The organism is Nonomuraea spiralis (assembly GCF_014648435.1).
Classification (GTDB): Bacteria; Actinomycetota; Actinomycetes; order Streptosporangiales; family Streptosporangiaceae; genus Nonomuraea; species Nonomuraea spiralis.
Genome location: NZ_BMRC01000001.1, coordinates 262,135 through 282,412, shown reverse-complemented (window position 1 = coordinate 282,412; position 20,278 = coordinate 262,135). Strand labels below are relative to the sequence as shown.

16 protein-coding genes are annotated in these 20,278 nt (G+C 73.7%); 8 read left to right on the top strand and 8 right to left on the bottom strand.

What is annotated here, in order from left to right; all coding sequences use genetic code 11:
- Positions 1–214 precede the first annotated feature (214 nt).
- A complete protein-coding gene (tuf, locus tag IEZ27_RS01260; RefSeq protein WP_189645482.1) occupies positions 215–1,381 on the top strand; it encodes an elongation factor Tu in 1,167 nt (388 codons plus the stop codon).
- Positions 1,382–1,440: 59 nt separating this feature from the next.
- Here the strand turns inward: tuf and IEZ27_RS01255 are convergent, their stop codons facing one another.
- The 4 genes from IEZ27_RS01255 to IEZ27_RS01240 all read right to left on the bottom strand — a co-directional run bounded on the left by IEZ27_RS01255 (position 1,441) and on the right by IEZ27_RS01240 (position 7,912).
- Positions 1,441–4,245, bottom strand: a complete 2,805-nt coding sequence (locus tag IEZ27_RS01255) for a glycoside hydrolase family 2 TIM barrel-domain containing protein (protein WP_189645481.1) — start codon at positions 4,243–4,245, stop codon at positions 1,441–1,443.
- Positions 4,246–4,256: 11 nt separating this feature from the next.
- Positions 4,257–5,555, bottom strand: coding sequence for a M20 metallopeptidase family protein (locus IEZ27_RS01250; protein WP_229823048.1), 1,299 nt, complete (start codon positions 5,553–5,555; stop codon positions 4,257–4,259).
- Positions 5,552–6,715 carry an amidohydrolase family protein gene (locus IEZ27_RS01245; protein ID WP_189645480.1) on the bottom strand — a complete coding sequence of 388 codons (1,164 nt, stop codon included), beginning with the start codon at positions 6,713–6,715 and terminating at the stop codon, positions 5,552–5,554. The genes IEZ27_RS01250 and IEZ27_RS01245 overlap by 4 nt, the downstream gene beginning before the upstream one ends.
- Before the next feature lie 108 nt (positions 6,716–6,823).
- A complete protein-coding gene (locus tag IEZ27_RS01240; RefSeq protein WP_189645479.1) occupies positions 6,824–7,912 on the bottom strand; it encodes an alpha/beta hydrolase in 1,089 nt (362 codons plus the stop codon).
- Between the two features lie 77 nt (positions 7,913–7,989).
- Between IEZ27_RS01240 and IEZ27_RS01235 the strand changes: the two genes are divergently transcribed.
- Positions 7,990–9,711: a phosphatidylglycerol lysyltransferase domain-containing protein gene (locus tag IEZ27_RS01235; protein WP_229823047.1), complete on the top strand. Its 1,722-nt coding sequence runs from the start codon at positions 7,990–7,992 to the stop codon at positions 9,709–9,711.
- Between the two features lie 16 nt (positions 9,712–9,727).
- Here IEZ27_RS01235 and IEZ27_RS01230 read toward each other — a convergent pair whose 3' ends face one another.
- On the bottom strand, positions 9,728–10,336 hold the full coding sequence (locus tag IEZ27_RS01230; protein ID WP_189645478.1) for a hypothetical protein: 609 nt from the start codon (positions 10,334–10,336) through the stop codon (positions 9,728–9,730).
- A 139-nt stretch (positions 10,337–10,475) separates the two neighbouring features.
- Here IEZ27_RS01230 and IEZ27_RS01225 point away from each other — a divergent pair, with 139 nt between their 5' ends.
- From IEZ27_RS01225 to IEZ27_RS01205, 5 genes are all read left to right on the top strand, one after another.
- Positions 10,476–11,090 carry a hypothetical protein gene (locus tag IEZ27_RS01225; RefSeq protein WP_189645477.1) on the top strand — a complete coding sequence of 205 codons (615 nt, stop codon included), beginning with the start codon at positions 10,476–10,478 and terminating at the stop codon, positions 11,088–11,090.
- A gap of 133 nt (positions 11,091–11,223) precedes the next feature.
- Positions 11,224–12,297 carry an ABC transporter substrate-binding protein gene (locus tag IEZ27_RS01220; protein ID WP_189645476.1) on the top strand — a complete coding sequence of 358 codons (1,074 nt, stop codon included), beginning with the start codon at positions 11,224–11,226 and terminating at the stop codon, positions 12,295–12,297.
- Entirely contained in the window at positions 12,290–13,399 is a 1,110-nt protein-coding gene (locus tag IEZ27_RS01215) for a FecCD family ABC transporter permease (RefSeq protein ID WP_229823044.1), read from the top strand. The genes IEZ27_RS01220 and IEZ27_RS01215 overlap by 8 nt, the downstream gene beginning before the upstream one ends.
- Entirely contained in the window at positions 13,389–14,174 is a 786-nt protein-coding gene (locus IEZ27_RS01210) for an ABC transporter ATP-binding protein (protein ID WP_189645475.1), read from the top strand. Before IEZ27_RS01215 ends, IEZ27_RS01210 begins: the two co-directional genes overlap by 11 nt.
- Before the next feature lie 130 nt (positions 14,175–14,304).
- Complete coding sequence (locus tag IEZ27_RS01205; protein WP_189645474.1) at positions 14,305–15,972, top strand: HAL/PAL/TAL family ammonia-lyase; 1,668 nt, start codon at positions 14,305–14,307, stop codon at positions 15,970–15,972.
- 70 nt (positions 15,973–16,042) lie between these two features.
- Here the strand turns inward: IEZ27_RS01205 and IEZ27_RS01200 are convergent, their stop codons facing one another.
- Complete coding sequence (locus IEZ27_RS01200) at positions 16,043–16,936, bottom strand: MBL fold metallo-hydrolase (protein WP_189645473.1); 894 nt, start codon at positions 16,934–16,936, stop codon at positions 16,043–16,045.
- 107 nt (positions 16,937–17,043) lie between these two features.
- Positions 17,044–17,889: a TNT domain-containing protein gene (locus tag IEZ27_RS01195; RefSeq protein ID WP_189645472.1), complete on the bottom strand. Its 846-nt coding sequence runs from the start codon at positions 17,887–17,889 to the stop codon at positions 17,044–17,046.
- A 415-nt stretch (positions 17,890–18,304) separates the two neighbouring features.
- Between IEZ27_RS01195 and IEZ27_RS01190 the strand changes: the two genes are divergently transcribed.
- The gene (locus tag IEZ27_RS01190) at positions 18,305–19,237 is read left to right on the top strand and encodes a LysR family transcriptional regulator (protein ID WP_189645471.1); all 933 of its coding nucleotides are present in this window, start codon (positions 18,305–18,307) and stop codon (positions 19,235–19,237) included.
- On the opposite strand, the gene IEZ27_RS01185 is transcribed toward IEZ27_RS01190, so the two are convergent.
- A complete protein-coding gene (locus IEZ27_RS01185) occupies positions 19,150–20,265 on the bottom strand; it encodes a glycosyltransferase family 4 protein (protein WP_189645470.1) in 1,116 nt (371 codons plus the stop codon). The two genes, IEZ27_RS01190 and IEZ27_RS01185, sit on opposite strands and share 88 nt — an antisense overlap.
- Positions 20,266–20,278: the final 13 nt, after the last annotated feature.

Sequence of the window (20,278 nt, the reverse complement as noted above, 5' to 3'; positions counted from 1 at the left end):
ATAATCCGTTGCGTGCGGACGCTGAGCGCCGCACCATGTTCTTCATGTTCCTGCACGTTCGCCGCATCGCACCCGCCGCGCCGGGTGTGTTCGAGCGTGCCTGCGACGGCCTGGAGCGCTGACCTCTTCTCGTAAGTCCTGATGTGACCCGGCGAGGGGAGGTTGCCGACCCCGTACGGGTCACACAAGGTCCCAGGTCTTCGAGGAAGGAATCATGGCCAAGCAGGCCTACGTGCGGAACAAGCCGCACCTCAACATCGGCACGATGGGGCACGTCGACCACGGCAAGACCACGCTGACCGCGGCGATCACGAAGGTGCTCGCCGAGCGGGGGCAGGCGACGTACACGCCGTTCGAGCGGATCGACCGGACCCCGGAGGAGTCCTCCAGGGGCATCACGATCAACATCTCGCACGTCGAGTACGAGACCGACACCCGCCACTACGCCCACGTGGACATGCCGGGCCACGCCGACTACGTGAAGAACATGATCACGGGGGCGGCGCAGCTCGACGGCGCGATCCTCGTCGTGTCCGCGCACGACGGCATCATGCCGCAGACCAGGGAGCACGTGCTGCTGGCCCGTCGGGTCGGGGTCGAGCACCTGGTGGTCGCCGTCAACAAGGCCGACGGCGCCGACCCGGAGCTGACGGACCTGGTGGAGCTGGAGCTGGCCGACCTGCTGGCCGAGCACGGCTACCGCGACGTCCCGATGGTGCGGGTGTCCGGGCTGCGGGCGCTGGAGGGCGACCCGGTCTGGACGGCGTCGGTCGAGGCGCTGCTGCGGGCCGTGGACGAGCACATCCCCGTCCCGGTCCGGTACGTGGACGCGCCGTTCCTCATGCCCGTCGAGAACGTGCTCACGGTCACCGGCCGCGGCACGGTCGTCACCGGGGCCATCGAGCGCGGCACCGTTCGCGTGGGCGACACGGTGGAGGCGGTCGGGCTCGGCGACGGGTTCACGGCGGTCGTGACCGGCGTGGAGACGTTCGGCAAGACGATGGAGCGGGGCGAGGCCGGGGACAACGCCGCCGTCCTGCTGCGCGGCGTGCGCCGCGAGCAGGTACGGCGGGGCATGGTCCTGGCCGCGCCCGGCACCCAGCGCGCCCGTACGTCGTTCACCGCCCGCGTGTACCTCCTGACCCCTGAGGAGGGCGGGCGGCGGCGTCCGGTCGGGCCGGGGTACCGGCCGCAGTTCTACCTGCGAACGACCGACGTGCCCGGCGAGCTGGAGTTGTCCGGGCCCGCCGAGCCGGGTGAGACGGTGGAGGTCACGGTCCGGCTGGGCCGGGCGGTCGCCGTCGAGCCGGGTCTCGGGTTCGCGATCCGCGAGGGCGGGCTGACGGTCGGCGCGGGCACCGTGCTCACGGTGCCCGCCTGACCGGCCTGTCCGGGGCTGAGGCCGGGGTCTTCGGACCCCGGCCTTTCGCCGTCCGGGGCTCAGGCCGGGGTGAAGCGGAGGCGGAGGGTGGCCGGGGCGGGGTGCAGGTCGTACCGGGGCAGGGTGCCGGGGCCGCAGGTGGCGGTGCCGATGCCCTGCTGGGCGAGGTCCAGGTGGAGGTGTACGCGGTCACCGGCCACCAGGTCGGGACGGTGGCGGGCCGCCGCCAGCTCGGCGGTGCTCCACCGGCGCGCCGTCAGGCCGAACACCGGGTCGCCGGCGACCTTGAACCCGGGTGTCCCCGTCGGGCCGCCGAACTCGGCCCACCGCACGTCGGCGCGGTGCCCGTTCTCCTGCGGGTAGACGTAGGGCGTCTGGAGGTCGTCGATCGTGGCGGTCCAGCGGCCCACGCGGGCGGCCATCCCGGTGTCGGGGTAGGCCTCGCCGGGTCCCCGGCCGTACCAGGTGACGTGGGCGATCTCGCCGGGGAGCGTCAGGTGGACGCCCAGGCGCGGGATCGGGCCGGGCCATTCGCCGTCCGGCTCGACGTCCACGGTCAGGTTCAGGGTGTCGTCGGACGTCGCGGTCCAGGTGTAGGCGACGCGCATGCCGAGGTCGGTGGCGGCGGGGGCGACCCTGACGCGTACGGTGAGGCCGTCGCCGGTCTCGACGCCGTCCACGCGGTGGGTGAGGCGGCGCAGGCCGAGCCCTCGCCATTGCCGGTCCAGGCCGCCGTAGCGGTCGTTGTCGGTGGGGGCGCGGTATAGGTCGAGGCGCGGGCCCTCGACGTCCAGGCCGAACAGGCTCAGCAGGCGTCCGGTGCGGGCGTCGAACTCGCCGCCGCCCAGAACGAGCCGCCCGTCGCGGGACTCGGGGGTGGCGGGCAGCCTGGTTGGCTCCGGGGCCGGGGGGGCGGGGGGCGCTAGGGGGGTCTGGGTCCAGGCGAGTTCATGGCCTGCGGGGGCCCAGGGCTGGTCGGTGGCCAGGACGGCGCGGACGGTCAGCCAGTGCTCCCCCGCCGTTCCCTCTGCCGGGGGCAGGGCGGGCAGTTCGATCTCGCCGCCTGCCGGCGGGACCTCCAGGGGGAACTCCGCGACCGGCGTCCCGTCGGCCTCCACGACGGCCCGGAAGGCGAGATGGGCCAGGTCGCGGAAGTCGTACCGGTTGAGCACCCTCAGCACGCCGTCCCCGAACTCGAACCGCACCGGCTCGAACACCTTCTTCAGGTCCAGCAGCCCGGGAGAGGGCGTGCGGTCGGGGAACACCAGCCCGTCGATCACGAAGTTCGCGTCGTGCAGGGGCTCGCCGTAGTCGCCGCCGTAGGCGTACTCGTGGCGCGGGTGGGCCAGGCCGTGGTCGATCCACTCCCACACGAACCCGCCGGCCAGCCGGGGGTGGCGTTCGAACAGCTCCTGGTACTCGGCCAGCCCGCCGGGCCCGTTGCCCATGGCGTGGGCGTACTCGCACTGCAGGAACGGCATCGCGCGCCGCCGCGCGTCCAGCTCCGGATCGTCCAGGGGGTCCTCCTCGCCGCGGCCGATGGCCTCGACCTCGGCGTGGGAGGCGTACATGCGGGAGTAGACGTCGGTGTTCGCGCACGACCAGTCGCCCTCGTAGTGCAGCGGCCTGGACGGGTCGCGCTCGCGCGTCCAGTCGGCCATGACGGCGAGGTTGCGGCCGACGCCCGCCTCGTTGCCGAGCGACCACATGATGACGCTGGGGTGGTTCTTGTCGCGTTCGACCATGCGGCGCATGCGGTCGAGCAGCGCCTCGGCCCAGCGCGGGTCGTCGGTGGGGTTGCGGCGCCAGCCGACCTGGCCGAAGCCGTGCGTCTCCAGGTCGCATTCGTCGACGACCCACAGGCCCAGTTCGTCGCACAGGTCGAGGAAGTCGGGGTGCGGCGGGTAGTGGCTGGTCCTGACGGCGTTGACGTTGTGCCGCTTCATGAGCAGCACGTCCTCGCGCATGGTCTCGTACGGGACCGCGCGGCCGTGCAGGGGGTGGAACTCGTGCCGGTTGACGCCCTTGAGCAGCAGCGGGCGGCCGTTGGCCAGGAGCACGCCGTCCTGGATCGACACGGTGCGGAAGCCGACGCGCAGCCGCACGGTCTCGTACGGCATGGTCAGGACGGCCTCGTACAGGCGGGGTGTCTCGGCGGTCCACGGCTCGGCCCCGACGGTGATCTCGACGCCGGGTTCCAGGTCGCGTACGCCGAGCTCGGGGATGCTGAGGCGGCCCTCGGCGGCCTCGAAGCTCAGCCGGCCGTCGTGGGAGGCGTGCACGAACACGTCGGCGGCCGACCGGGTGAGGGTGACGTCGCGGAAGATGCCGGGCAGCCACCACATGTCCTGGTCCTCCAGGTAGCTGGCGGCCGACCACTGGTGCACGCGCACGGCCAGCACGTTGCGTCCCGGCCGCAGCCAGGGGCCGGCGTCGAACTCGACGGGCAGCCGGCTGCCGGTCGAGAAGCCCAGTTCGTGGCCGTTCAGCCAGACCCGGGCGAAGGAGTCGACGCCCTCGAACCGCAGCCTGCCGCCGCTCCAGCCGTCCGGCAGGTCGAAGGCGCGCCGGTAGTCGCCGGTCGGGTTCTCGTCGGGGACGTGCGGCGGGTCCACGGGGAAGGGGTAGGAGACGTTGGTGTAGGCGGGGGCGCCGTGGCCGTGCAGGGGCCAGTGGGCGGGCACCGGCAGCTCGGCCCAGGCGGAGTCGTCGAAGCCGGGCCGGGCGAAGTCGTCGGGGACGTCGGCGACGGGCGAGAGTCGGAAGCGCCACAGGCCGTTGAGATCGAGGGCGGGGGCGTCGGAGCGGAGTGCCGCACGGGGTTCGAGACGGCCCGAACCGGGGGCGAAGGTTTCGAGATCCATCTCCTCCGACACTAGAGGTTCGGGGTGGTCCCGTCAGCGATGCCCGTTCCGGTGGTGCTTGGACTTCCTGCGGCGGTTGTTGGAGGAATGCGAGCGCGCGGGTGGGCGGCCGCGAGGTAGCCGGCCAGCAGGCTCTCGGCGACCGCGTCCACGGCGGTGTCGCCGGGCAGGAAGTCGGGGCTGTGCAGGCCGGCGGCGGTGTCCACACCGACGAACATCATGAGCGAGGGCGCGACCGAGGCGTAGTGGGAGAAGTCGTCGGCCCCGCAGGAGCGCAGCTCGCCGTCCACCGCCCGTCCCTGCTCCCGCAGCAGCGCGGCGGCGCGTACGGCCAGCCCGGGGTCGTTGACCAGGACGGGCTCGCCGGGCAGGATCGTCACCTCGGCCACGCAGCCGCACGCCCTGGCGACGTCCTCGACCACCTGGGTGAACCGTTCGTGCAGCTCCTGGCGGCGGGCCTCGGACATGGCGCGCAGCGTGCCTCTGGCCACGGCCTCGCCCGGCACGGCGTTGGGCGCGGTGCCGGCGTTCACCGTGCCGAACGTGACGACGGTGGGCGCCATCGGGGCGGCGGCCCGGCTGACGACCTGCTGGGCGGTGACGATGACCTGCGCCATGGCCACCACGGGGTCCCTGGTCAGGTGCGGGTAGGCGGCGTGGCCCTCCACTCCCCTGACGACGACCCTGAACTCGTCGGAGGAGGCGTTGACCGGCCCCGGCACGCAGGCGACCGTGCCCTCCTCCAGCAGGGGTTGCACGTGGGCGCCGACCATCGCGCGCACCTGGTGGCGGTGCAGCGCGCCGGAGCCCACGACGTCGGAGGCGCCCGAGGGGACCCCCTCCTCGCGCGGTTGCAGCACGACCAGCAGGGGCGGGTCGGCGCCGAGCCGGTCGAGGGTCCTGGCCAGGGCGACCACGGCGGCCAGGTGCACGTCGTGGCCGCAGGCGTGCATCGCGCCGCCGGTGGCGGCCCAGGGGACGCGGGTGCGTTCGGCCAGCGGCAGCGCGTCCAGTTCGCCGCGTACGCCGACCGCCGGGCCGGGGCCGCCGACGCGCAGGACCGCGCCCGTGCCGGCCACGTGCTCGGCCGTACCGGCAGGCAGGGCGTCGAGCACCAGCGCCCGCGTGGGGCCCTCCTCGCCCGACACGCGGGGCGCGGCGTGCAGCTCGCGGCGCAGCGCCCGCGCGGCGGGCAGCTCCCGCCGCAACGCCTCCCGCAGCAGCACGTGGACGGCGCCGTCCTCGCTGGCAGCCCCGATGACGGCCCCGTCGACGGGCCGGTCGATCGTACGGCCCCGAACGTCGTTCACCGCGTGCCCTCCTCGCGTGCGCCGAGTCCGTAGACGCGCCGCGCGTTGTCCGCCCCGACCATGGCCGCCACCCGCATCGCCTGGGCGGCCGACCACTCCCCCTCCACCACGAACCGGCCGAGCACCCGCGCCATCGCCCGCCGCCACAACACCGCGCCCAGGTGGTGCAGCTCGGCCGGCCCCCACCCGTCGGACGAGAACAGGATCTTGGCGAACGGCGCCACCTCCAGGCTCTCGGCCACCAGCGCCACGCCGCGCGCCCCGCTGTAGGTCACGCCGAGCCCCACGTCGAAGAAGACGTTGGGGTAGGCCTGCGCGAGGAAGCCCGCGTGCCGCTGGAAGGGGTAGCAGTGCAGCAGCACCAGCGGCACCCCCGACGGCTCGGCGCGTTCGACGAGGCCGCGCAGCAGCAGCGGGTCGGCCCGGCGCAGGTCGAGGTCGGGGTCGCCGAGGCCGGTGTGGAACTGCAGCGGCAACCCCCGTTCGATCCCGGTCCAGATCAGGTGGCGCAGCAGCACCGGGTCGGACAGCCGGCCGCCGGAGCCGAGCCAGCGCCCGGCCGCCTCGGTGACCTCGGCCCGGCCCGGCGGCTCCGGGTCGAGGTCGAGGCCGTGCCGGTAGGCGGCGACGGTCTTGAGCCCGCGTGCCTGGGCGGTGCGCTCCCACAGCGCCTCCGCGAACGCCTGGGCGAACGTGGCCGCCCCGCACCCGCCGGCCGCGACCTGCTCGGCCACCGTCTCCAGGCGTACGATCTCGTCGGCGGGCGAGCCGGTGACCTCCGCCATGCCGGACGGGCCCAGGATCTCATCGCCCCGGTAGCCGGTCTCGACCAGGTAGTGGGCCACGCCCGAGGCGCCCAGCAGGAGCCGGTTGACCTCCTCGGCGCCCAGGCGGGCCCGCCTGGCCAGGTACTCCTCGGGCGGGCAGTGCGGTTCGAGGCCGAGGACGGGCGCGCAGTGGCGCAGGACGGCGTACCCGACCTGGGAGTCGAACTGTGTCATCCACTCCGGCACCGGCCGGTCGGACTCGGTGATCAGCTCTTCGAACGCGCCGCGCGACAGGTCGTGGGCGACGGCGCCGTGGACGTGGTGGTCCACCAGCGGCAGTTCCTCGATGGCCCGGACGAACCCGGCCGGGGCGAGGTCGAGGTCAGTGGACATCGGCGCTCCGGCGGCCGGGCGGGGCGGTGGCGTACGAGTCGGTCACGGAGAGGTCTTCTCCCCCGTGGGGGCGAGGATGAACCACCCGGCCCGCGACCGGCTCCCCCGCTAACGGGCCGGGGCGGGCTCGGCGAGCTGCTGAACCAGCCACGGCAACGCCTGCGGCAGCTCCCTGTTCCAGGTGTTGAAGTTGTGGCCGCCGCTGGGCAGGATCAGCGACGAGGCCCGCATCGGCGGCCTGACCGCGTTCAGGAAACGTTCGGTCGGCAGGTAGTCGGCCTCGCCCTTCCTGCTGCTGGTGACGAGCACGTCGACGGGCGGGGCGGGCAGCCTGGCCAGGCGCCACATCAGGTCGTTGCGGTCGGCGAGCGCCTTGTCGCCGTGGAACAGGTCGCCGGTGGTGCCGTCCACGATGGTCTTGTAGTAGCCCGACAGGGAGACCGCGGCGGAGAACGCGTCGGGACGGCTCATCACGATCTTCAGCGCGCAGTAGCCGCCGGTCGAGCCGCCCAGGACGCCCCAGGAGTCGCGGCCGGGCGCCGCCCGGTAGTGCGCGGTCACGGCCTGCCGTACGTCGTCGGCGAAGTACGTCAGCGCCTGCGGCCCGTTCGGCACGTCCACGCACTCGGTGTCGCGCGGCAGCACCACGCTCGGCCTCATCATGACCAGGACGGCCGGGTTGACCTGGTGCAGGGCGATGGCGTGCGCGAGGCGGCCGGGCAGGTCGAGCCGGGTCATGAGGTTGCGCGGGTCGCCGGGGTAGCCGGTGAGGGCGATGATCGCGGGGAAGCGGCGGGTGGGCTCCTTGAAGTAGGCCGAGGGGAGGAACACGTACGCCTCCTCGCTGAGGTGCGTGCGCGCGCCCGGCAGGGTGACCTCCTCTATGCGCCCGCCGGGGACGACCCGGCTGTCCAGCACCCGCAGGCCGGCGGCGGCCCCGGCGGCGGTGATCTGGGCGGTGCCGGTGTCGGCGCCGAGCAGGTCGTCCCAGGAGCCGTAGAAGCCGAAGTAGTAGTTGACCAGCAGCGCGAGCGCGGCCACGGTGAACGTCTGGCAGGCGGCCAGCAGGCCCACCCGGCCCAGCACCGGCGGCGTGCCCCGCCCGGCCAGCCGCGGCCACAACCACACGGTGGCCGACAGCGCGGCCACCGCGAGCGCGGCGGCGGCCACGAGCAGCACGATCGAGGTCAGTCCCATGGACAGCAGACATATCCCGGCGGGCGTAAGCGCGTGGTTAACGAGGAGATTAACCCGGAGGGGCTTCAATCGTTGGTGTGAAGCGTCCATGGATCCTCGCGCTGGCGGGTTACTCCTCGCTGGTCATCGGCCTGCTGGACATCGCCAAGGCCGTCGCGCCGCGGCTGGAGCACACGCGGATGGGGCAGTGGTCGGACCTGCTGCCCGGGACGGTGACGACCGTGGCGCGGGCGACGTCGCTGGTGGTCGGCATCATGCTGGTGATGATCGCGCACGCGCTGCGCCGGGGGAAGGTGCGGGCCTGGCGGGCGGTGGTGGTGCTGCTGCCGGTCAGCGCCGTCATGGGCGTGCTGCACCTGCGCCCGGTGACGGCCGCGATCAGCGTCGTGCTGCTGGCCGTGCTCGTGGCGGGGCGGCGGGAGTTCTCCGCGCTGCCCGACCCGCGCTCGCGCTGGCGGGCACTGTGGAACCTGCTCGTGCTGGGCGTGATCGACCTGGGGCTCGGCTATCTGATCGTGAGCGCCAGGCCGGGCGCGCTGGTGGGCCGTCCGGGTGTGCTCGACCGGCTGGAGCACGTGGCGCTCGGGCTGGCGGGCATCGAGGGGCCGGTCACGTTCACCTCCGAACGGGTCTCCGACCTGGTCTACTTCTCCCTCGTCGCGCTCGGCGCGCTCACCGCGGTCACGACGCTCTACCTGGCGCTGCGCCCCGAGCGGCCGGTCGCCGAGCTGACCGCCGACGACGAGAGCCGCCTGCGCGCCCTGCTGGACGCGCACGGCGAACGCGACTCGCTCGGCTACTTCGCGCTGCGCAGGGACAAGAGCGTGTTGTTCTCGCCGTCGGGCAAGGCGGCCGTGGCCTACCGTGTCGTCTCCGGCGTGATGCTGGCCAGCGGCGACCCGATCGGCGACCGCGAGGCGTGGCCGGCGGCGATCGCCGCGTTCATGACCGAGGCGCGGCGGCACGCCTGGGTGCCGGCGGTCATCGGGTGCGGCGAGGCGGGCGGCGAGGTGTGGACCCGGGTGGCGGGGATGTCCGCGCTGGAGATCGGCGACGAGGCGATCGTCGAGGTGGCCGACTTCACGCTGGAGGGCCGCGCGATGCGCAACGTACGGCAGATGGTCAACCGCACGCGCCGCGCCGGGTACGCCTGCCGGGTGCGTCGCGCCCGCGACGTGCCCGAGGAGGAGAAGGAACGGATCCGGCACGCCGCCGGGCTGTGGCGCGGCACCCAGACAGAACGCGGCTACTCGATGGCGCTCGGCCGCTTCGGCGACCCGGCCGACGCCGACTGCGTGGTGGCCACCGCCTCCAAGGACGGCGAGCTCAAGGCCGTGCTGCACTTCGTGCCGTGGGGGGCGCGGGGCGTCTCGCTGGACCTGATGCGCCGCGACCGGGACGCCGACCCAGGGCTCAACGAGCTGCTGATCGCCGAGACGCTGCGGGCCGCGCCGGCGCTGGGGATCACGCAGGTGTCGCTCAACTTCGCGATGTTCCGCGCGGCGCTGGCCCGCGGCGACCGGCTCGGCGCGGGCCCCGTGCTGCGAGCGTGGCGGTCGGTGCTGGTCTTCCTGTCGCACTGGTTCCAGATCGAGTCGCTCTACCGGTTCAACGCCAAGTTCCGCCCGATCTGGGAGCCGCGCTTCGTCGTCTACCCCAACGCGCGCGACCTGCCCAGGATCGGCGTCTCGGCGCTGCAGGCCGAGGCGTTCATCCCCTCGGGCCTGCCGCTGCGCGGGCGGCTGCGGCTGCCCCGCTTACCCCGCCACGGCACCACGCCGGCGCCGCTGGCCCCGTGACCCGCGCGGCGCCGGGTCAGGGAGGGGCAGCGGTGCCGGTGCCGGACCACATCGCGTTGAGGCGGCCGACGGTGGCCTGGTAGGCCCGCTCGGCCTCCGGCGTGAGGACGACGTCGGCGCCGGGCCCCGCGGCGGCCAGGCGTTCGCGCAGCACGATGGAGTCGGCGGTGTCGGCCAGGTCGAGCAGGCCGCTGAAGCGGGCGGCGGCCGAGACCAGCTCGGTGGCGGGCAGGTCGGTGCCGACCGCGTCGAGGGCCTGGCGGACCACGCCCTTGCCGACCGCGCCGAGGCCGAGCGCCATGGCGGCCGCCGACAGGGTGGCCACGTCGAGCGGGTCGATGTCGACCAGGCGCAGCGGCATGTGCTCGACCTGGCCGCCGGGGGCGTACAGACGGCCGGCGAGGCGGGCGGCGGTGGCGCGCCTGCCCTGTGTGGGGCCGATCGCCCGCCACAACCGGCGCAGCGCGGTCAGCGCGACGCCGTCGGCGAGCGCGCCGGGCAGCGGCGAGCCGACGGACTCGGCGGCGCGCAGCACCAGCAGCAGCCTCTCCAGCTCGCCCACCGCGCGGGCCAGCTCTTCGCCCAGGTCGGGCACCAGGACCACGCGCGAGCCTAGGCCGGTCATGTGGGACTCCTCACGGAGCCTCGTCGTCGAACGGCGGAGCGGTCAACCGGAGGGTCACACTCGGAGAGTACGCCGCCTGTCAACGCCGCACACCCCATGGGAGGCGGGCGGCCCGGCCGTGTGGGAGGATCTGGCCTCGATGGGTCCGTGGTCGGTGGTGCGCTGGTTGCGTGCGGCGAGCTTCGCCGGCACGTGCGCCGCCCTGGCCGCGCTCGGCCACGTGGCGGGCGGCGGCTGCTTCGACCCGAAGGCGTTGCTGGCCGGTTTCCTGCTGGTCCTGGCGCCGGCCCTGGCGCTGACCGGGCGTGAGCGCACGCTGGCCGCCATCGTGCCCGCGACGGGCGCCTCGCAGGTCGTCCTGCACGTGTTGCTGTCCGTGTGCGGCGACCATCCCGAGCCGCCCCCCGCGGCCGAGCTGGGCCACCTGCACGACGCGGGTGCCCCGGGGCTGGGGATGCTGCTCGTGCACGCGGCGAGCGTGCTGCTGACGTCGGTGTGGCTGCGCTGGGTGGAGTCGGGGTTGTGCGCCCTGGTCCGCGAGCTGGCCGGGTGGGTGCTGCGCCCGCTGCTGGTGTTGTTCCTCGCCGTGGCCGGGTTCGCCGCGCCGCCGCGCGCGCCGGTGGCCGGGCGCGAGGACGTCACGGCCCGCGTACGGCTGTTCCTGCGGCACGTGCTGGTGCTGCGCGGGCCGCCTGCGGCTGGACCGGAGCCGCGGTGGCCGGTCCGTACGACGGTCGTGGGCCCGCTCGCCTGAGCGCGCCCGCGGTCCCTCGCGCGCCCGCGACCCCCTCGGTTCCTCCGACGACCAGCCCGGCTCGCCGCCGCGCCCCGCCTCCGCCATGGAGCCGGCGCGGCGTGCCCGCGACTCGACTCAGAGGACATCACCCATGAGATCCACCCGTACCCGCCGAGCCTCGGCGCTCGCGCTCGTGCTGCTGGCCGCGGCCTGCGGCGCGCCCGCGGCGACCGGCGGCCGGACGCCCACCGGCGTCCAGCCCGCCGCCGGCCGGACCGTCTACCCCCTCACCTTCGACAACTGCGGCATGCGGGTCACCTTCCGCCGCCCGCCGCAGCGTGTGCTGATCCTGAACGGCACCAGCGTCGGCGAGGTGGAGAGCTTCCTGATGCTCGGACTGGACAAGACCGTCCTGGCCAACGCCCAGAGTTACGGCGTGTCCGACGACCCGTCCATGACCGGCCGGATCAAGGCGCTGCCGACCGGCGGCCTGACCATGAACAAGAACTTCGACGTGCCCGCAGAGCAGGTGCTCAGGCTCAAGCCGGACCTGGTGGTCTCCACCTGGTCGGGCGGGTTCGACGCGACCAGGGGCTTCGCGACCCGCGAGCAGCTCGCCGCGGCCGGCATCACCTCGCTGGTCAACCCGGTGAACTGCGCGATGGGCAAGCCGGCGGCGAGCGAGCAGGAGAAGCGCGCCTACCGCAACCAGTCGATCAACTCCTCGCTGGAGTTCATCGGCCTGCTCGGGCGGGTGTTCGACGTGCAGCGGCGGGCGTTCGACCTGATCGGACGGCTGCGGGCGCGGGTGGAGTCCGTACGGGCCCGCGTCGCGTCGCTGCCGCCGAAGAAGGTGCTGATCGCCTATCCCGGCATGGCCATGATGAACGCCAACGGCCTGCCCGCGGTGATGACCGGCGGCGTCTACGACGACGTGATCAGGGCCGCCGGCGGGGTCAACGCCTTCGCCGGCCAGACCGCCGACATGACCCGCACCCTCAACCGCGAACAGCTCGCGACCGCCCAGGTGGACGTGCTGGTCGTCGGCCTGTTCACGCCCGCGGAGAACGGCGAGGAGGCCGCGGCGAAGCTGTTCGCCGCCTACCCCCACTGGGCCGCGGCCAAGTCCAGGGCCTTCACGGTCGTCTCCGACGGCGTCTACCTCGGGCCGCTCAACGCCTGGGCCGTGGAGAAGATCTCCAAGGCGGTGCATCCCGGTGACTGACACGCTGACGGCCCCGCCGCGCCGCACGTCCGTCCCGCCGCGGCGGCGGCCGCACGCGGTGTCCGGGCGGGCGACCGGGTTCCTGCTGGCCGGTCTGGGGGCCGCGCTGGTCGCGTCCCTGGTGATCGGGATCTCCGCCGGGTCGGTGAACCTGCCGCTCGGCCAGGTGTGGGGGGTGGTGTGGGCGTACCTGACCGGGCGCGGTGACCAGGCCGACCCGCTGCTTGCGCAGGTCGTGTGGGAGATCCGTACGCCCCGCGCGCTGCTGGCCGCGCTGGCCGGGGCCGCGCTGTCGGTGGCCGGGGTGGCGTTGCAGGCGCTGGTCCGCAACCCGCTGGCCGACCCGTACGTGCTGGGTGTGTCCTCGGCGGCCTCGCTGGGCGCGGTGCTGGTGCCCGCGCTGGGCGGCGGCGCGCTGGCCGGGCTGACCGGCGCGCTGGGCGTCACCGGGGCCGCCTTCGCCGCCGCGCTGCTGTCGGCGCTGGTGGTGTACGCGCTGGCCCAGCGATCGGGGCGGCTGCTGGACTCCTGGCTGGTGCTGACCGGTGTGGCCGTGGGCTACCTGTGCTCGGCGGCCACCACGTTCGTGCAGCTCCAGCTCAACCCGACCGAGTTGCAGGGCATGATGTTCTGGCTGATGGGCAGCGTCGCGGGGGCGTCGTGGGCGGATCTGGGCGTGCCCGCGCTGCTCGTCGTGTGCTGCGTGGCCTGGTTGTGTTCGCAGGCGCGCGCGCTCAACGCGCTGCTGGCCGGTGAGGAGTCGGCCGTCGCGATCGGCGTGCCGGTCGCCGCGCTGCGGATCGGGCTACTGGCGTCCGGGTCGCTGCTGACGGCCACGGTGGTCAGCGTGGTGGGCGGCATCGGGTTCATCGGGCTGATGGTGCCGCACATGGTCCGGTTCGTGGTCGGGGCCGACCACCGCCGGGTGCTGCCGGTGTCGCTGCTGGCCGGCGCGGTGTTCCTGGTGCTGGTGGACCTGGCGGCGCGGGTGGCCGACCGGCCGAACGAACTGCCGGTGGGGATCTTCACCACCGGGCTCGGCGTGCCGTTCTTCCTGTGGCTGCTGCGCCGGCGGCGGGCGGGAGGCGGCGATGCGGCTTGACCTCGCGGGCGTCAGCGCGGCGATCGACGCGCGGCCCATCGTCACCGACGTCACGCTGAGCGCCGGGCCGGGCGAGTTCGTGGCGCTCGTCGGGCCCAACGGCAGCGGCAAGTCCACGCTGTTGCGTACCGTCTACCGGTCGCTGCGTCCCACGGGCGGCGTCGTCCGGCTGGACGGCGACGACCTGTGGCGGATGCGGCCCCGGCACGCCGCGCGGCGGCGGGCGGTCCTGCCCCAGCACAACCCGGCCGGGGACGGGTTCTCCGTCGCCGAGGTCGTCGCGGCCGGCCGGCACAGCCACAAGCGGGCCCTGGACCGGGAGAGCGCGGCCGACCGTACGGTGGTCGCCACCGCCCTGGAACGGGTCGGCATGGACTGGGCGGCCGACCGGCTGATGACCACGCTGTCGGGCGGCGAACGGCAGCGCGTGCTGCTGGCCCGCGCGCTGGCCCAGGAGGCGCCGCTGCTGATCCTGGACGAGCCTGGCAACCACCTGGACGTCGGCTCGCAGCTTCTCCTGCTGGACCTGATCCGCTCGCTCGGCCTGACGCTGCTGGCCGCGCTGCACGACCTGGACCAGGCCGCCGCGTACGCCGACCGGATCGTGGTCCTGCGCGAGGGCCGGGTCGCCGGGCAGGGCCCTCCGCTGGAGGTGCTGACGCCGGCCTTCATCGAGGAGGTCTTCGGCGTCCTGGCCCACGTGGGGCCACATCCGATCACCGGCCGGCCGCACGTCGCGGTGGCGTCCAAGGCAGGAGGTAAGCGCCTGCCCTAGGGCCGGTCAGCACTCGTCCCCCGGTGTGGAGCCTTCCCGGCGACGCCTGACCGCACGGCTATAAACGGAGCGGAATGGATCTTCGTCGGAAACGGGCCGGGGGGCTGAGTTGATCAGCAAAGTGGGACGAATGGCCGCGGGCGTCGGCCTGCTCGCGGCGGTGTGCGTACCGGAGCGGGCGGTCGCCGTCCCCGCCCCGGCACCGGCGCCCGCCCCCGCGGCGGCGCCGGTGCTGAACCTGGTGCTGGACGGCGACCGGTTCTCGCTGCGCGACGCCTTCGCGATCCTGGAGGGCCGTCCCGTCGTCGCGCGGGTGTCGGACGCCGCGCGGGCCCGTATGGCCAGGTCGCGGGCGGGGGCGCTGGCGGCGCTGAGCGGCCAGCGCGTGTACGGCTGGAACCAGGCGCTCGGCCCGTTGAAGGACCGCCCGCTCTCGCCCGAGGAGGCCGAGCAGTTCCAGCGCAACGTGCTGCGCTCGCACTCCGCGGGCGTCGGCCCGCCGCTGCCCGACGACGTGGTCAGGCTGGCCCTGGTCCTCAAGGCCAACCAGATGGCCAGGGGGAAGGTCGGCGTACGGCCCGAGGTGCCGCAGCGGCTGCTGTCCATGGTGAACGCCGGGGTCGTGCCGGTGATGCCGCAGATCGGCTCGCTCGGCACCGGCGACCTGCAGCCGCAGGCGGCGGCCGGGCTGGCCGCGCTCGGCGAGGACGCGCCGGTGCACTACCGGGGGGCGGTGGGACCGGCCTCGGAGATGTTGCCGCGCGCGGGCCTGGACAGGACCTTCACCTTCGAGGCCGGGGAGGCGCTGCCGATCATCAGCGGCAGCACGGTGCTGGCCGCCACGCTGCTGCACGCCGTGCACCGGGCCACGGTGCTCGCCGACCAGGCGGAGGGCGCCTTCGCGCTGTTCATGGAGGCGACCAGGGCCGAGCGCGGCTCGCTGGACGCGCGTACGCACCGGGAGCGCCGCATCCCGGAGGAGGACGCGGTCGCGGCGCGGCTGCGGGCCATGGTGGCGGGCTCGGGCTGGATGACCGAGGAGGGCCGCCGGCGGCTCAACCCGGCCGACTACCACCCGCGCGTGCAGGACGCCGTGTCCGTACGGGCGGCCCCGCACATCATGGCCGGGCTGCGCCAGGTGCTCACCGCCACCCGCCGGACCCTGCTGCGCGAGGCCAACGCCTCGACCTCCAACCCGCTGATCTTCCGGCGCGAGCGGGGCCCCGGCTACGAGTTCGTGATGGGCGGCAACTGGGACGGCTCGATCATGGGCCACCTCGCCGACAGCCTGAACGCCGAGATCACCGACGTCGGCGTCCTGTCGCAGGAGTTGTCGGGACGCCTGCTGTCGCCCCGCTGGAGCTACGACCTGCCGGCGAACCTGGCCGGCGGGAGCGTCGGCCTGAACTCCGGGATGGTGCAGGTGCAGACGGTGGCCGCCGCGCTGGTCCCGGAGATGCAGGTCAGGGCCCACCCGGCGGGCACGTTGTCACGTCCGGTCAAGGACGGCCAGGAGGACCACAACACGATGGCGATGGCCTCGGTACGCGACCTGCACGAGAACCTCGACCGCCTGGAGACCGTCCTGGCGGTGCAGTACCTGATGGCGGCGCAGGGCATCGACCTCATCGCGGCGAAGATGGCCGGCCTGCCGCTCGGGACGGTGACCCGCGCCCTGCACGCCGAGATCAGGCGGTTCATCACGCCGCTCGGCGAGGACCGCTACCTGACCCCCGACCTGGAGCGGGCGATCTCGCTGGTGCGCGGCGGCGCGCTGAGGCCGTCCGTCGAGCCGTGACACGACCCGGTCAGGCGGGGTGTTCGGAGCATTCGACCGGTCAGGCTGGGTGTTCGGGGCATCCGGCTTGTCAGGCGGGGTGCTCCGAGCACAGGCAGCCCACGCCCTTGGCGATCCACTCGCGCCCGGCCCACTCCGGGTGGCGTTCGATCATCAGGGCGGAGACCTCCTCGATGATCGTCTCCTCGCTCATCGCCGAGTCGCGGCGCGCCCACGTCTCGTCCCGCAGCAGTTCGAGGTAGTCGCGGACGTCGGCCAGCAGCCCGGGGCCGCCGATCTCGCCGTGGCCGGGCACGACCATCCGGGGGGCGCGTTCGGCCAGGCCGCGCAGCACCGCCAGCCAGCGGGTGCCGGACACGTCGGCGTCGTGCGGCGGGAACCACGGGAAGATGGCGAACTGCCCGGCCTCGGCCAGGTCGCCGGTGAACAGGACGTCCGCGTCGGGCACGCTCACCACCTGGTCGCCCCGGCTGTGCGCGCGCCCGGTGGCCCGCAGCCGCACCACCCGGCCGCCGAGGTCCAGGTCGTGCTCCTGGTCGTAGACGAGGTCGGGGACGGGCTGCGCGACGCCGTCGAGCCGGTGCGCGACGCTCTCCCCGAGCCCCTTGAACATCTCCAGGTAGCCGCCGAACCTGGTCCGCAGATCCTCGGCCTGGGCCCGGTTGACCAGGTACGTCGCCTCGCCGGCGAACTCCCCCGCGCCGAAGGCGTGCTCGGGGTGGAAGTGCGTGGTCGTCAGGTAGAGCCGGCGGCCGCGGGCGTGCTCGGCCGCGAACGCCAGCACCTGCCGGGCGTTGGCCGGGCCCATGCCGGTCTCGACGACCAGGACGGCGTCCCGGCCGCCGATCAGACCGATGTTCGGCACCAGCGGCACGCCCCCGTCGGGGACGACCAGCAGGTCGGGAGCCAGTTCCCGGGCGTCCGAGAGGTGGACGGCCGGGTCCGGCAGGGTGGTCTCAGTCATGGTGACTCCTCCGAAGACGGCCTCCAGTCCATCGCGCCGGACGCCGCAGCGTCCAAGTCCGGTTCTGGAGGCCCGATGTCGTTCGGGTATCACCGCAGGTCAGGACCCTAGGATCGGTCGTGCGCGGGCGGGCGGCCGGTCGGGGCCCACCTGCGGGTCACGACGTACGGGCCGGAACCGCCCATGTCCCGGGCCTTGTTGGCACGGGTCTCGGTGGTCCGGGTCTCCGTGTCGGCACCGGTCTTGACGGGTGCCAGGATCGGCTCGATCTCCTGCAGATATCCGTTCTGCAGCAGCCAGCTCACCGGGACCTCGTCGCTCGTCCTCGGCGCTTCGGGAATGTACCGGCTGACCACGTGATATTGCGTGCCGCCGCCCGGCTGCTCGAACGCGGGCGCCGCCGAGCCCACCTCGACGCGGAACGACTTGAGCACCCGGAAGGCGTGATAATTGCACACGTGCTCGAGGTCCTGCGGGTTGGTGTTCAGATTGCGCGGCGGCAGCGCCCGACGGATGAACAGATCGCCCATCGGCGACAGGAACGAGCCCGAATATCCGCCGAAACGGTCGAGCCGCATGCCGATCTGCAGGAACGTCGCCTTGAGCAGCGGCCGGCCGTTGGGATAATCGCCGGAACGGCCGAACCCGGAGTCGGGCGGGAATCGGTAATTGTTGACGGCGTAGTCCCAGTAACGCGAGAGGAAGTGTTGCGGGCTGAGACCGCCCAGCGGCACGTAATCGCGCAGGATGCCCCCGAGGTAGCCGGTCCTGGGCAGGTTCGTCGGCCCCAGGTCCGGGTCCCCGGTCAGGTACGGCGGTCCGCAGACCATACCGCCGGTCTCTTTGTCCCCTTTCCCGGACTCGCTCTTGCCGGGCGGCGGCGTCCGCAGAAAGAGTTCCGGTTGGCTGAGCCGGGTGCCCGCCTGTACGGCGATGTCGGCGTGCGCGGGCACGCCACCCGAGGCCACCAGGCAGATGGCGGCGGCTAGGACGACGATTCGTCGGTGATATCGCATGACATTCCTGTGATCGTGCAAGAGAAAACGAATAAAGGAAGATCACGAGCATTTCGGCGATACCCGGGACGGCGGCAAGTGCGCGATTCATGAGAACGCCACAGCAATGCCCGCGCGCGTACGACCGGGTGTCGAATGCGCTGATCGACAGCTACATTCCCCGCGGTCGCCCGCAATGCATCGTCGGCGTTACCAGGGAAGAGCAAAAAGTGCAGCATCAAATACAACACTTGTTGCCATGCGACGATTTTTCTAAGTATGCTGCACTTCGCATGTTTTGTCGGGACATGCGTACCGAAGCAAGCACATGGGACGGTGGCGTGCGGGACCGGGCACGGCCTCTGGTGGTGGCATGGATCTGAGGTTGCTCAGGAACTTCGTCGCGGTCGCCGAGGAGCTGCACTTCGGCCGGGCCGCCGAGCGGCTGCACATGACCCAGCCGCCGCTGAGCAGGGCCATCAGGCGGCTGGAGGGCGAGCTCGGCCAGCTGCTGCTGCACCGCTCGCCCGCCGGAGTCTCGCTCACCCCCGCCGGGGCCGCGCTCTACGACGAGGCCCGCGAACTGCTCGACAGGGCCGACCGGCTGCGCTCCCGGGTGGCCGCCGCGGCGGGCCCGGCCGTGCTCACCGTGGGCACGCTCGCCGACAGCGCCGCCGAGGCCGGCACCGCGCTGGCCGCCGCCTACCGCGAGCGCCACCCCGGCGTCCGGGTCCGGGTCCGCGAGGCCGATCTGGCCGACCCGACCGCCGGGCTGCGGGCGGGGCTGGTCGACGTCGCGCTCACGCGCACCCCGTTCGACGGGACGGGGCTGGTCACGCGGGTGCTGCGCGCCGACCCGGTCGGGGTGGTCCTGCGCGCCGACGACCCGCTGGCCGGGCGCGCGGACCTACGGCCCGACGAGCTCGCCGACCGGCCGTGGTTCCGGCTGCCGGAGGGCGCCGACCCGATCTGGCGGGCCTACTGGAGCGGGCCGCGCGGGCCGCTCCACGACGGCCCGGTGGTGCGTACGGTCCACGAGTGCACGCAGGCCGTCCTGTGGAACGGCACGGTCGGGCTCACCACGCTCGGCCACCCGCTGCCCGAGGGCCTGGTGGCGGTGCCGCTGACCGGCAAGCCGCCGAGCCGGCTGGTCGTCGCCCGGGCCGCCGGCGACCCGGGGCCGCTGGTGCGCTCGTTCGCCCGCCTCGCCGCGGAGATCTACCGCACGGCCCCGCCGGGCGGCGCGGGCGGTGCGGGCTCGTCGGCGAGCCGGACCGGGCGCGGAGCGGCCAGCATACGGCGGTAGACCGCCTCGTAGGCCGCCGCCATCGCGCCGAGGCCGAAGTGCCGCTCGACGTGGGCCCGGCACGCGTACGGGTCCAGCCGCCCGGCCGCCTCGATCGCCGCGGGCAGCTCCTCCACCTCCCGCAGCACGAACCCCGTCACGCCGTCCACCACGATCTCCGGCACCGCTCCCCGCCCGATCGCCACGACCGGCGTGCCGCACGCCATCGCCTCGATCACGACCATGCCGAACGGCTCCTCCCACTGGATGGGGAAGACCATGCAGCGGGCGGCGGCCAGCAGCTCGCGTTTGCGCCCGGCGCCGGCCTCGCCCACGTAGGAGGCGTCGGGGCCGAGCCGGGGCCGTACGTGCTCCTCGAAGTAGGCCTGCTCGCACGGCTCGGTGAGCTTGCCGGCCAGCACGATGCGGCGGCCCGCCGCGCGGGCGGCGTCGATGGCCAGGTGCGGGCCCTTGCTGTCGCTGAACCGGCCCAGCCACAGCACCCAGTCCTCCTTGTGCTCCTGGAACGGGAAGGTGGCGACGTCGAGCGCGTTGTGCACGGTGGCGATCCAGTTGAGGTCGGGCGTGCTCGCGCGCTGCGCGTCGGAGACCGCGACCAGGCCGATGTGCTCGCCGAGCGCGCGGTAAACCTCGCCCAGCTCACCGGCGGCCGGGCCGTGGCAGGTCACCACGGTCGGCGTCGCCCGGCCGAGTGCCGTGAGCGGCCCGGCCAGCGAATGGTCGTGCACGATGTCGGCGGGCAGCCCTTCCAGCGCCCGCCACGCCTGGGCGGCGTGCAGCACCTCGGGCAGCGATTCGCCGATGCGCTCCGAGGGCGCCTGCGGGTAGGTGGCCAGGAACTTGGCCGGGACCTCCGTGCTGCCCGAGCCGATCAGGGTCACCTCGTGGCCGCGGCCCGACAGCCCGATGATCAGGTCGGCGAGCATCTGTTCGATCCCGCCGTAGGCCCGCGGCGGCACCTCCTCCCAGGGCGGAGCGATCATCGCGATGCGCAACGCGCCTTCCCAGTCACTTTCGGGCTCCGTCATCCCAGCACCCCCT

Bases quoted from the DNA above. Each gene is read 5' to 3' on its own strand.
- tuf (WP_189645482.1), top strand. From the start codon at position 215: ATGGCCAAGCAGGCCTACGTGCGGAACAAGCCGCACCTCAACATCGGC.
- IEZ27_RS01255 (WP_189645481.1), bottom strand. From the start codon at position 4,245: ATGGATCTCGAAACCTTCGCCCCCGGTTCGGGCCGTCTCGAACCCCGT.
- IEZ27_RS01245 (WP_189645480.1), bottom strand. From the start codon at position 6,715: ATGTCCACTGACCTCGACCTCGCCCCGGCCGGGTTCGTCCGGGCCATC.
- IEZ27_RS01240 (WP_189645479.1), bottom strand. From the start codon at position 7,912: ATGGGACTGACCTCGATCGTGCTGCTCGTGGCCGCCGCCGCGCTCGCG.
- IEZ27_RS01230 (WP_189645478.1), bottom strand. From the start codon at position 10,336: ATGACCGGCCTAGGCTCGCGCGTGGTCCTGGTGCCCGACCTGGGCGAA.
- IEZ27_RS01225 (WP_189645477.1), top strand. From the start codon at position 10,476: ATGGGTCCGTGGTCGGTGGTGCGCTGGTTGCGTGCGGCGAGCTTCGCC.
- IEZ27_RS01220 (WP_189645476.1), top strand. From the start codon at position 11,224: ATGAGATCCACCCGTACCCGCCGAGCCTCGGCGCTCGCGCTCGTGCTG.
- IEZ27_RS01210 (WP_189645475.1), top strand. From the start codon at position 13,389: ATGCGGCTTGACCTCGCGGGCGTCAGCGCGGCGATCGACGCGCGGCCC.
- IEZ27_RS01205 (WP_189645474.1), top strand. From the start codon at position 14,305: ATGGCCGCGGGCGTCGGCCTGCTCGCGGCGGTGTGCGTACCGGAGCGG.
- IEZ27_RS01200 (WP_189645473.1), bottom strand. From the start codon at position 16,936: ATGACTGAGACCACCCTGCCGGACCCGGCCGTCCACCTCTCGGACGCC.
- IEZ27_RS01190 (WP_189645471.1), top strand. From the start codon at position 18,305: ATGGATCTGAGGTTGCTCAGGAACTTCGTCGCGGTCGCCGAGGAGCTG.
- IEZ27_RS01185 (WP_189645470.1), bottom strand. From the start codon at position 20,265: ATGACGGAGCCCGAAAGTGACTGGGAAGGCGCGTTGCGCATCGCGATG.